This is a genomic window from Thioclava sp. F28-4 (assembly GCF_002020045.1).
Lineage (GTDB): Bacteria > Pseudomonadota > Alphaproteobacteria > Rhodobacterales > Rhodobacteraceae > Thioclava > Thioclava sediminum.
This window is the reverse complement of the sequence record NZ_MPZQ01000011.1, coordinates 62,963-74,818: the sequence shown is the minus strand read 5'-3', so window position 1 is coordinate 74,818 and position 11,856 is coordinate 62,963. Positions and strand designations below refer to the sequence as shown.

At 64.7% G+C, this 11,856-nt stretch carries 10 protein-coding genes; 8 read left to right on the top strand and 2 right to left on the bottom strand.

Annotation, left to right across the window (positions count from 1 at the left end):
* The 8 genes from murB to recN all read left to right on the top strand — a co-directional run bounded on the left by murB (position 1) and on the right by recN (position 10,015).
* Positions 1–933 (top strand): UDP-N-acetylmuramate dehydrogenase, encoded by a 933-nt coding sequence (murB, locus tag BMI87_RS18415; protein WP_078522998.1) that lies wholly within the window; start codon positions 1–3, stop codon positions 931–933.
* A gap of 66 nt (positions 934–999) precedes the next feature.
* A complete protein-coding gene (locus tag BMI87_RS18410; RefSeq protein WP_078522997.1) occupies positions 1,000–1,914 on the top strand; it encodes a D-alanine--D-alanine ligase in 915 nt (304 codons plus the stop codon).
* On the top strand, positions 1,902–2,867 hold the full coding sequence (locus BMI87_RS18405; RefSeq protein WP_078522996.1) for a cell division protein FtsQ/DivIB: 966 nt from the start codon (positions 1,902–1,904) through the stop codon (positions 2,865–2,867). Before BMI87_RS18410 ends, BMI87_RS18405 begins: the two co-directional genes overlap by 13 nt.
* On the top strand, positions 2,864–4,189 hold the full coding sequence (ftsA, locus tag BMI87_RS18400; RefSeq protein WP_078522995.1) for a cell division protein FtsA: 1,326 nt from the start codon (positions 2,864–2,866) through the stop codon (positions 4,187–4,189). The genes BMI87_RS18405 and ftsA overlap by 4 nt, the downstream gene beginning before the upstream one ends.
* 269 nt (positions 4,190–4,458) lie before the next feature.
* Positions 4,459–6,162: a cell division protein FtsZ gene (ftsZ, locus tag BMI87_RS18395; protein WP_078522994.1), complete on the top strand. Its 1,704-nt coding sequence runs from the start codon at positions 4,459–4,461 to the stop codon at positions 6,160–6,162.
* Positions 6,163–6,395: 233 nt separating this feature from the next.
* Positions 6,396–7,316 carry a UDP-3-O-acyl-N-acetylglucosamine deacetylase gene (gene lpxC, locus BMI87_RS18390; protein ID WP_078522993.1) on the top strand — a complete coding sequence of 307 codons (921 nt, stop codon included), beginning with the start codon at positions 6,396–6,398 and terminating at the stop codon, positions 7,314–7,316.
* 179 nt (positions 7,317–7,495) lie between these two features.
* Positions 7,496–8,344, top strand: coding sequence for an outer membrane protein assembly factor BamD (locus tag BMI87_RS18385; RefSeq protein WP_078523038.1), 849 nt, complete (start codon positions 7,496–7,498; stop codon positions 8,342–8,344).
* A gap of 21 nt (positions 8,345–8,365) precedes the next feature.
* Entirely contained in the window at positions 8,366–10,015 is a 1,650-nt protein-coding gene (gene recN, locus BMI87_RS18380; protein ID WP_078522992.1) for a DNA repair protein RecN, read from the top strand.
* On the opposite strand, the gene BMI87_RS18375 is transcribed toward recN, so the two are convergent.
* Both BMI87_RS18375 and BMI87_RS18370 read right to left on the bottom strand, forming a co-directional pair.
* Positions 10,012–10,833 carry a glycosyltransferase domain-containing protein gene (locus BMI87_RS18375; RefSeq protein ID WP_078522991.1) on the bottom strand — a complete coding sequence of 274 codons (822 nt, stop codon included), beginning with the start codon at positions 10,831–10,833 and terminating at the stop codon, positions 10,012–10,014. The genes recN and BMI87_RS18375 overlap by 4 nt on opposite strands.
* Before the next feature lie 34 nt (positions 10,834–10,867).
* Positions 10,868–11,848 carry a hypothetical protein gene (locus BMI87_RS18370; protein ID WP_146681665.1) on the bottom strand — a complete coding sequence of 327 codons (981 nt, stop codon included), beginning with the start codon at positions 11,846–11,848 and terminating at the stop codon, positions 10,868–10,870.
* Positions 11,849–11,856: the final 8 nt, after the last annotated feature.

The following is an 11,856-nucleotide window of genomic DNA, read 5'->3' as shown; positions in this document are numbered from 1 at the left end:
ATGACTGATTGTCCTTCGACCTATACCCCGCGCGGCGCGCTGACGCCGAACCGTCCGCTCGACTCGCTGACCTGGCTGCGCGTGGGCGGCCCGGCAGACTGGCTGTTCCAGCCTGCCGACGAGGAAGACCTTGCAGAGTTCCTGAAAGGGCTGCCCGAGGAGATCGCGGTCTTCCCGATGGGCGTAGGCTCGAACCTGATCGTGCGCGATGGGGGGCTGCGGGCGGTGGTGATCCGGATGGGGCGCGGCTTCAACGGGATCGCCTGCGAGGGCGAGACGGTCACGGCAGGCGCCGCGGCGCTGGACGCACATGTCGCGCGCAAGGCGGCGCAGGCGGGGCTCGACCTGACCTTCCTGCGCACCATTCCCGGCGCGATCGGCGGGGCGGTGCGGATGAATGCGGGCTGCTACGGCTCTTACGTCGCCGATCACCTGATCGAAGCGCGCGCGATCACGCGGGCAGGGGAGCGGGTCACGCTCACGCCCGAGGATCTCAACTTCGCTTACCGTCAGAGCGACCTGCCCGAAGGCTGGGTGCTGACCGGCGCGACGTTCCGCGCGGAGGCGGGCGAGCCGGAAGCGCTCGAGGCGCGGATGGCCGAGCAACTGGCCAAGCGCGATGCGACCCAACCGACCAAGGACCGCACCGCCGGATCGACCTTCCGCAACCCCGCCGGTTTCTCTTCGACGGGGCGGGCCGATGACACGCATGAGCTGAAGGCGTGGAAGATCATCGACGATGCCGGAATGCGCGGCGCGCGCATCGGTGGCGCGCAAATGTCGGAAAAACACAGCAACTTTATGATCAACACTGGCGGGGCGACCGCGGCCGATCTCGAAAATCTCGGGGAAGAGGTGCGCAAAAAGGTTGTGCAATCGAGCGGAATTTCGCTAGAGTGGGAAATCATGCGTGTAGGAGAATTCGAGGCGTAAGACCTCCACCCTGCAACGCAATTACCGGACGGGGGTCAACCCCCGCATGAGGCGAAAGTAGCGGGTATGTCGAGCAGGGCATCCCACCGTGTGGCGGTTCTTCTGGGCGGCCCTTCTGCTGAGCGGGAGGTGTCTCTGTCCTCGGGGCGCGAATGCGCCAAGGCGTTGCGCACGGCGGGTTTCGAAGTGATCGAGATCGACGCGGGAGAGGATCTTCCGCAACGGCTGAGCGATGCCGCACCCCATTGCGTTTTCAATGCTTTGCATGGTCGCTGGGGCGAGGATGGCTGCGTTCAGGGTATGCTCGAATGGCTCCGCATTCCTTACACCCATTCTGGTGTGCTGGCCTCGGCGCTGGCGATGGACAAGGCCCGCGCAAAGCAAGCCTATGCCGCGGCGAACCTGCCCATCGTGCAATCCGTGATCGCCACGAAAGACGACGTGATGGCGCGGCACGTGCTGCCCGCGCCTTATGTCGTGAAGCCGAATAACGAGGGCTCGTCGGTCGGCGTCTATCTGGTGATGGATGGCGCGAACTCGCCGCCGCAGCTATCGGCCGAGATGCCCGAAGAGGTGATGGTCGAGACCTACGCTCCGGGCCGCGAACTGACCGTCTCCGTGATGGGCGAGCGCGCGCTCTGCGTGACCGAGATCATCACCGAGGGCTGGTACGACTATGACGCGAAATACCGCCCCGGCGGCTCGCGTCACGTTCTGCCCGCCGAAATCCCCGTCGAGATCACCGAAGCCTGCCTCGATTATGCGGTCCGCGCGCATCAGGTTCTGGGCTGCCGGGGCCTCTCGCGCACCGATTTCCGCTGGGACGAGGGCAGGGGGCTCGCCGGTCTCGTGCTGCTGGAGACCAACACCCAGCCGGGCATGACGCCCACCTCGCTTTCGCCCGAACAGGCCGCCCATTGCGGCATCGATTTCCCCGAGCTCTGCGCGTGGTTGGTGGAGGACGCCTCATGCGGCCGCTGAACGGTGCCCCGCCGCGCGAAGCCCCCGGGCATCGCCAAGGCCCTTCGGGTGGCATGGCCCCTCGTGTTTACCAACGCTCCAAACGTCCTACCCGCCGCGATCCCGCACCGTCGCGGCTTGCTTTCAAACTCGAACGGCTGTGGCTCACGCCCGCCGTGCGTGCCTTCACCCGGATCGGCGTGCCGATTGTTCTGATCGTCGCGGGCCTCGGGGTGTGGCTGGGCGATCCGGGCCGCCGCGCCGAGCTGGTCGCACAGGTGCAGGATGTGAAGGACGCGATCGAGCATCGCCCTGAATTCATGGTCAAGCTGCTGAAGATCGAAGGCGCGAGCCCCGAGGTCGCCCATGCCGTGCGCGCGATGTTGCCGGTGGGGCTGCCTGCTTCCAGCTTCGATATCGACCTCGACGCCTATCGCGACACGATCCGCCGCCTCGATGCGGTGGCCGATGCGCGGCTGGTGATCCGTCCGGGCGGGGTGCTCGAGGCCGACGTGACCGAGCGCGTCCCCGCGATCCTCTGGCGCCAGCCTGCGGGGCTTGAGATGCTCGATGCGTCGGGCCACCGGGTCGCCACGCTGATTTCCCGCGAAGCGCGCCCCGATCTGCCGGTGATTTCCGGCATGGGCGCGGATAAGGCGGTGCCCGAGGCGCTGGAAATCATTGCCGATGCCGGTCCGCTTCTGCCGCGTCTGCGCGGGCTGGAGCGGTTGGGCGAACGACGCTGGGATCTCGTGCTCGATCACGATCAGCGCATCATGCTTCCCGAGACAGACCCCGTCGCCGCACTCGACCGCATCCTCGCGCTCAATACCGCCGAGGATCTGCTCGCCCGCGATTTCACCGTGATTGATTTTCGAAACAAGGACCGTCCGACGATCCGGCTCAGCGATAACGCGCTCGCCGAATTCCGCCGGGTGCAGTCTGACATTCTCAAAGCGAGGGCCACGCAATGACCGATCTCTACGAGTTCCAGCGCGCAATGCGCAACATGCGTAAGGCAGCGATGCAACGGGGCGTGATCGCGCTTCTCGATATCGGCAGTTCCAAGATCGCCTGCCTCGTTCTGAAATTCGACAATCCGAACGGGTCCGAGGACGAAGACTCGCTGGCCGGGCACGCCTCGGTCCGGGTGATCGGGGCCGCGACGACCCGTTCGCGCGGCGTGCGCTTCGGCGAGATCGACGCGATGGCAGAGACCGAACGCGCGATCCGGACCGCCGTGCAGGCCGCACAGAAGATGGCCAATACGCGCGTCGATCACGTCATTGCCTGTTTCGCGGGCGCCGAGCCGCGTTCCTATGGTCTCGCGGGCGAGATCGAGGTGCAGGGCGATCAGGTCACCGAAGTCGACGTGAGCCGCGTGCTGGCATCGTGCGATATCCCGCCGCTCGGGGCAGGGCGCGAGGTGCTGCATGCGCAGCCGGTGAACTTCGCGCTCGATCACCGCTCGGGTCTGGCCGATCCGCGGGGCCATGCGGGGCAGCGCCTCGCGGTCGACATGCATCTGCTGACCGTCTCCGACACCGCGATCCAGAACCTGATCTATTGCATCCGGCGCTGCGATCTCGAACTCGCGGGTATCGCCAGCTCGGCCTATGTCTCGGGCGTCTCCAGCCTCGTCGAGGACGAGCAGGAGCTGGGCGCCGCCTGCATCGACATGGGCGGTGGCGCGACCGGCGTGTCGATCTTCATGAAGAAACACATGATCTATGCCGATGCTGTGCGGCTGGGCGGCGAGCATGTCACCCGCGACATAGCGGCGGGGCTGCGGGTGCCGATGTCGGTGGCCGAGCGGATCAAGACCTTCCACGGCGGCGTCGTCGCCACCGGCATGGACGATCGCGAGATGATCGAGCTGGGCGGCGACTCGGGCGACTGGGAGAAGGACCGCCGCCAGGTGAGCCGCGCCGAACTGATCGGAATAATGCGTCCGCGCGTCGAGGAAATCCTCGAAGACGTGCGCGCGATCCTCGATGCCGCGGGCTTCGAGCATCTGCCCTCGAAGCAGATCGTGCTGACGGGTGGGGCGAGCCAGATCCCGGGGCTCGACGGGCTGGCCGCGCGAATCCTCGGCCAGAATGTGCGGCTCGGACGCCCGATGCGGGTGCAGGGTCTGCCGCAGGCCGCGACCGGGTCGGGCTTCTCTTCCGTGGTGGGGCTGTCGCTTTTCGCGGCGCATCCGCAAGACGAGTGGTGGGATTTCGAAATGCCCCCAGAAACGCTGGGCGGGCGCTCGCTGCGCCGGGCCATCCGCTGGTTCCGCGATAATTGGTGAAATGTTGCAAAAGTGAAAATTGACTGATCTCAGACGCCTGTCGCGCGAACTTCAAGTTCGCGTAGCGGCGGCGGTCTGACTGTATGATCCACACAATATCCTGACGTCTGCGCGAAATACCGCTGGTCACGGAATCTGGAGCTCCAGATTTTGTGGTCCGAAGCGGTTTTTTACGTGACGCTGCGGCGATTCATCGCTAAAATCGGTCTAATTTCCATTGAAATCGGCCTGGGACAGGGTCGGGCAGCAACAACAGGCGGACATACCACATGGCGTTGAATTTGATGATGTCAGAGCACGAGGACCTCAAGCCCCGGATCACCGTATTCGGCGTCGGGGGCGCGGGCGGGAACGCGGTCAACAACATGATCGAGCAGCAGCTTGAAGGCGTGGAGTTCGTGGTTGCGAATACCGACGCTCAGGCGCTGCAGCAGTCCAAGTCGCAGGCCCGGGTCCAGATGGGCACCAAAGTCACCGAGGGTCTGGGCGCAGGCGCGCGTCCCACCGTGGGTGCCGCGGCCGCTGAAGAAAGCATCGAGGCGATCGTCGATCACCTCGCTGGCGCGCATATGTGCTTCATCACCGCCGGCATGGGCGGCGGCACCGGCACCGGCGCGGCCCCGATCATCGCGCAGGCCGCGCGTGAGCTGGGCGTGCTGACCGTCGGCGTCGTGACCAAGCCCTTCCAGTTCGAAGGCTCCAAGCGGATGCGTCAGGCCGAGCAGGGCCTCGAAGAGCTCCAGAAGGTCGTCGACACGCTGATCATCATTCCGAACCAGAACCTGTTCCGTCTGGCCAATGAGAAGACCACCTTCACCGAAGCCTTCTCGATGGCGGATGACGTTCTGTATCAGGGCGTGAAGGGCGTGACCGACCTGATGGTCCGTCCTGGCCTGATCAACCTCGACTTCGCCGACGTGCGCGCGGTGATGGACGAGATGGGCAAGGCGATGATGGGCACCGGCGAGGCGACGGGCGAAGATCGCGCGGTTCAGGCTGCCGAGAAGGCCATCGCGAACCCGCTCCTCGACGAGATTTCGCTGGCAGGCGCCAAGGGCGTGCTGATCAACATCACCGGCGGCTACGACCTGACGCTGTTCGAACTCGATGAAGCGGCGAACCGCATTCGCGAAGAGGTCGATGCGGATGCCAACATCATCGTCGGCTCGACGCTGGACCCCGACATGGAAGGCGCGATGCGTGTCTCCGTGGTCGCGACCGGTATAGATGCGCTGGCCACCCCGGCGGAAGTCCCGGTGCCGCGCCGCTCGCTCGCCGAGCCGCTGAAGCCCGCGGAAACCGCAGCCGAGGCCACCATCGAGCATGCGCCTGCTCCGGCGCCGCAGCCCGCTCCGGCCCCGCAGCCCGCGCCGCAACAGGCACCGGCCGCTCAGGCAGCCCCGCAGCCCGCGCCGCAGCCGCAGCAGACCGCGCAAGAGCGGACCCTGTTCGACGCGCCCGCAGCTCGCGCCACGATGGAGCAGCCGCGCGCTCAGGAAGCCGCTGACGACCTGCCGCCGCCGGCCTATCGTCCGCAGCCTGCGCCCGCGCAGGATCTGCATGTCGAAGACGGCGCGCATGACTATGTCGCACCGCGTCCGCGTCAGCCCGGCACCCCGTCGCCGGAAGCCCTGCGTCGTCTCGAGGCGGCGGTGAACAAGGCTCCGTCGAGCGCGCCCGCGCAGCGTCCGATGGCGGCGACTCGCCCGGCCGCACCGCAGCAGCCGCAACCGCAGCCGCAGGCAGAGCGTCCGCGCTTTGGCATCAATTCGCTGATCAATCGCATGACCGGCCACGGCCATGCCGAGCAGGGCCACGCGCCCCAGCAGCACGCTCCGCAGCAGCCCGCGCCGCAGCCCCAGCAGCAGCGTCCGCAAACCGCTCAGCCGCGTGCCGAGGCCTATGATGACGAGCAATCCGATGATCAGGATCGCATCGAGATCCCGGCCTTCCTGCGCCGTCAGGCGAATTAATCGGTCACAAAGGCTTCACGAAACGCCGAAAAAGGTCCGCGAAAGCGGGCCTTTTTTCATTCTATATCAGCGGCTTATGTGCTTCTGCGCGGCCTTCCGCCAGATCACGGCCGCAATGTTTCAGGCCGTTACAAAGAGTGAATTGTTAACCCCGCCGTCTCTGACTAACTGATGCTGCGGCTCTCGGACCCGTGTGTTCGTGGATCGCCAGAGAAAAAAGTTGTGAGGTTATCGTGCAGACGACGCTTGCCAAATCCGTGGCCTTTTCCGGCGTTGGGCTCCATTCGGGCGCCCCGGTCGAGATGCATGTGCATCCGGCGCCTGCGGGCCATGGGATCGTGTTCCGTCGCACCGATGTGTCCGGCGTGAACCCGCGTGTGCCCGCTTTGTGGAGCAACGTGCCGAGCGCGACGCTCTGCACGCTGATCGAAAACGAGGACGGCGTTCAGGTCTCCACGATCGAGCACCTGATGGCGGCTCTCGTGGGCTCGGGCATCCACAATGCGCTGATCTCGCTGGACGGGCCGGAAGTGCCGATCCTCGACGGGTCTTCGGCCCAGTTCGTCGCGGCGTTCCGCGCGGCTGGTTTGCGTGAGCTTGCCGCTGAACTGCGCGCGATCCGCATTCTCAAGCCGGTCGAAGTGCGCAACGGTCAGGCCGTGGCGCGCATCGAACCTGCCGCGGGCCTCGAGATCGATTTCGCGATCGACTTCACCGACGCCGCGATCGGTCGTCAGAGCAAGCGCCTCAAGATGGCCAATGGCGCCTTCGTGCGCGAGTTGATGGACAGCCGCACCTTCTGCCGTCTCGCCGATGTCGACGCGATGCGCGAGAAGGGGCTCAGCCTCGGCGGCACGTTCGAGAATGCCGTGGTCGTCGATGGCGACAAGGTGCTCAGCCCCGGCGGTCTGCGTCATGCGGATGAACCCGTGCGCCACAAGATGCTCGATGCGCTCGGCGATCTCGCGCTTGCAGGCGCGCCGATCCTCGGTCGCTATCGTGGCAACCGTGCGGGTCACGCGATGACCAACCAGCTTCTGCGGGCGTTGTTCGAACGCCCCGATGCGTGGTGCTGGGAAACCTGTTCGCCCGCGCAGGCTTACAGCTTGCCCGGCGCTGGTGTATGCTCGGCAGCGGCACTGGCATCGGCCTGAATGCATCGCGGCCCGGTCACGGGTTCGCGGGCATCGGGAAAAGGGGCGTCAAAACCCGCAAAGGCATTTTGCGCCCCGGATTTTTCTATGCTAGGACATGCCGAACGGCCTCCGAAACGGGGTAGTGATTGACGGGTCCGGGGCCTTTCTCCGGCAACGAAAGAGGGATGGGGCAGGGCATGGCGCGCGGCAAACTGGCGGCAGCGAAACTCGGGGCTCTTGGTCTTGTAATGGCGCTTTCCGCCTGCGGTACTGACCCGAACAAAGCACCGAACCTCGAAAACTTCACGGCGAAGCAAATCTACGAGCGTGGCGAATACGAGCTGGAGGTCGGCAATCCGCGCCGCCCCAATACCGCGCTGAAGTATTTCTCCGAGGTCGAGCGGCTTTACCCCTATTCGCAATGGGCCAAGCGCGCGTTGATCATGGAAGCCTATGCCCAGCATAAGGCGAAGAATTACGAAGAAGCCCGCGCTTCGGCGCAGCGATTCCTCGACACCTATCCGGGCGACGAAGACGCGGCCTATGCGCAATATCTTCTGGCGCTCAGCTATTACGATCAGATCGACGAGGTCGGCCGCGATCAGGGCCTGACCTTCCAGGCGCTGCAGGCGCTGCGCGACGTGATCGAGAAATACCCGGATTCGGAATATGCCCAGTCGGCGATCCTGAAATTCGACCTCGCCTTCGACCACCTCGCGGGCAAGGAGATGGAGATCGGGCGCTACTACCTCAAGCGCGGCAACTACACCGCGGCGATCAACCGCTTCCGCGTGGTGGTGGAGCAATTCCAAACGACGAGCCACACGCCCGAGGCGCTGGAACGTCTGGTGGAGGCTTATCTGGCACTCGGCATCACCGATCAGGCCCAGACCGCAGGCGCGATCCTCGGCCACAACTTCCAGTCCTCGCCCTTCTATCAGGACGCTTTCAACCTGCTGCAAAAGCGTGGGTTGAAGCCCGAGGCGAAGGGCAACGGATGGCTGTCCAGCGTGTATCGTCAGGTGGTTCAGGGCAAGTGGCTCTGATCGGGGCCCTCATGGTCTGAAATGCTACATTCGCTGGATATCCGCGACATTCTGATTATCGAGAGGCTGGAGCTGGACTTCGGCCCCGGCCTCAATGTGCTCACCGGCGAGACCGGGGCGGGCAAGTCGATTCTGCTTGATTGTCTGGGCTTCGTGCTGGGCTGGCGCGGCCGGGCCGAACTCGTGCGTCAGGGCGCCGATCAGGGCGAAGTGACGGCCGTGTTCGAGCTGCCCTCCGATCACCCCGCACGCGAAGTGCTGGCCGAAGCGGGCATCCCCGTCTCAGACGAATTGATCCTGCGCCGGGTGAATGCGCGCGACGGGCGCAAGACCGCGTGGATCAACGACCGCCGGGCGTCGGGCGACGTGCTGCGGCAGGTCTCCGCCTCGCTGGTGGAGCTGCACGGCCAATCCGACGATGGCGGCCTACTCAACGAACGCGGCCACCGGGCGCTGCTCGATGCCTTCGCGGGCCATTCCGATCTGCTGGAGGCCACCCGCGCGGCGTGGAAAGCGCGGGCGGCGGCTGCGCGCAAGCTGGAGGCGGCGCGGAGTTCTCTCGCGGCGGTGAAGGAAGAGGAAGAATTCCTGCGCTATGCGGTGAAGGAATTCGACACGCTCGATCCGAAACCCGGTGAGGAAGCCGAGCTCGACAGCCAGCGCCGCCTGATGCAGGGCGCCGCGAAAATCCGCGAGGATGTGTCGCGCGCCTTTGCCGCTCTCGGCCCGGAAGGGGCGGAGGGGATGATGCGCGACGCCGATCGCTGGCTGCAGGGCGCTGCGGACCGGGCCGAGGGGCGGCTCGACGCGCCGCTGGAGGCCTTGGAGCGTGCCTTCCTCGAACTGGGTGACGCGGCGCAAGGCGTGGAGACCGCGCTGGATGCGCTCGATTTCGATCCCCATGCTTTGGAGGCCTGCGAGGAACGTCTGTTCGCGATCCGTGGCCTTGCGCGCAAACATGGTGTGCTCGCCGATGAACTGGCCGATTTCGCCGAAGGTCTGCGCGAGAAGCTTGCGGCCTTGGACGCGGGCGAGGAAGGGATCGGTGCGCTGGAAGCCGATCTGGCGAAAGCAGGCGCGACCTATGACAAGGCCGCCGCTGCGCTGTCGAAGGCGCGTGCCGAGGCTGCGGGGCAGCTCGACGCCGCGATGGCGGGTGAGTTGGCGCCGCTGAAGATGGACCGCGCCGTGTTCGAGACGCGGATCTCCGCGGGCGAGCCCGGTGCCGAGGGCACCGATACCGTCCGCTTCACCGTCGCCACCAACCCGGGCGCACCGGCAGGGCCGCTCAACAAGATCGCGTCGGGCGGCGAGCTGTCACGCTTCCTGCTCGCGCTGAAAGTCGTGCTCGCGCGCGGCGCCGATACGCTGACCCTGATCTTCGACGAAATCGACCGCGGCGTGGGCGGGGCCACAGCCGATGCTGTGGGCCGTCGTCTCGCGAAGCTCGCTGAGGGCGCGCAGGTCCTCGTCGTTACCCATTCCCCGCAGGTCGCCGCCCGCGGCGCGACCCATTTCTGCGTCGCCAAATCGGTCAACAACGACATGACCACCTCCGAGGTCCGCGCACTGGCTACAGCCGAGCGCACCGACGAAATCGCCCGCATGATCGCAGGCGCCGAAGTCACCGAAGCCGCGAAGGCGGCGGCACTGGATTTGCTGAAGGGTTAAGCGTCGGTCGCGCGTGTTTTGCGGCGATTGGACAGGTAGCGCCGTACCTGATTGCGCAGGGTCTTTCGATGCATCGAGAGATAGTAACGCGCGATCGAGAGCTTCGTGCGCTGTTTCGTGTGAAGATGCGGCATATGAATGAAGTAGGGGTTGGGTTTGCGGAATGACCACCCCCAGCGATGGACCTGAAGCGGGATCTTCTTGAGTACCCAAGGCAAAGAGAGTTGATCCCGTTTGGAGCCGTGACGGAATTCCTGCCACCATAGTGACATCGCATCGGACAAATGGGGGCTGACGTGCCTTCGAAATATCACACCGTTTTCAGAGAGAGGAATTCCGCTATCAGGGGGCAACTCGTTCTTGTAGCGGGCCGCTTGAGCCGCCATTGCAAGCTTCTCTTCGCTCGTGAACCGATCGCTGGCGCAAAGGGCGATCAGCTCTTCGGAAACGGTGCGGCGCGCCGGATGTTTGAAGAGGCCGATCTCGGCACCCGATGTGATGAACTCGTTGAGCAATATTTCGAGTTCACCGACGCTTCGCATATTGCCATCGAGATAGACAGAATAGTCGTACTCGGGAAAGATTTCATGCGCGAACATCTTGCACCAGCGGTTCGCATCGCTGGAACTTAAACCCCGGGCGGGCTCTGGGAGCGGCCTGACGGTCCAACCGTGAGCCTTCATCGCCGTGTTGGACAGAAGAATATAGTCGAAGGCCGGATTGAGCCGCCGAGGAGGCAAGGGCACATCGTAATCGTCTATGATGGCCGAGTAGACGACCATCTTTCTAGGAAATGAAGAGCGCGAAGCTATCGTCATAGTGACTGTCCCCTTATCCAAAGCGCCACTCGGCTCAAAGTGAAAACACGCTCCCGCGCGCGATTTTCACGAGTTCTCTGAATCTCTCAGCAATGGCGGGGGCGGAAATAAGCGCAGCCATCGCCTGTGTTGCGCTCAAGGCCTGTGTCCAGTTTGGCCCGCCGAATTCCGTTGCCATCTTCTCGAACGCGGCTTCTACCGCCGTGTCGCTGTCGTCTTCGGTGAAATAGGGATAGTCCGCGCCAAGCAGCGCTTCGGCATCGGGCACCGAGCGGTTCACCAGCGGAACGGCTCCGCAGGCGGCGGCGATCATCCCCTTGGTGAATGGTTTCGTCACGCGGCCGCCTTGCGCGTCGGGGCGGACACAGTAATGCGCGCTGTAATCTCCAAGCGCCTCGAAAGTGGCCTCGAAATCTTCGGCATGGGCCGCGTTGAGCACGTCGATCTTGTCTCGCAGCGCCTCGCTCATTTGGCAGTTCAGCGGGTCGCCGAAATAGACCATGCGGAATTTGTCCTGCTGCGCGCGTACAGCCTGATTGGCGAGGCGAATATCGGGGCCGTGCAGGATTGTGTGGACTTTGGACGAAAAGCGGGGGCCGTCGGCGTTCCGCTCAGCGATAAGGTCGAGCAGCTGACGCTCGGATTGGTAGGAGCTTGCGATATGCAGATCGGCGGCGGGCGACAAAAGCCGGTCGAGATCGCCATCGACATAGTCGGCGCAAATTGTCCCGCCGCGTTTCTTCAGGATCGCGGCGACCTCGGGGCGCAGCACGGGCAGGGCGCTTTTCGTGACGAAGAAGATCGCGTCTTCAGGTTGGCGTGCGGCCCAGAGACGGCGCGCGATCTTGCCCCAAAGCTTCGACTTGCGCGGCGCGAGGGAAATGGAGAGATCGATCTCGTCGCCAAGCTCGGGCGAAATCAGTTCAATCAGCTGATGGGCGCGCATGAAGGTGCTGCCCAGCGAGAGGTGCCGGTCGCTGCAAACGAAGACGATTCTTGGTCTGATGTCTCCCATGTCGCAAC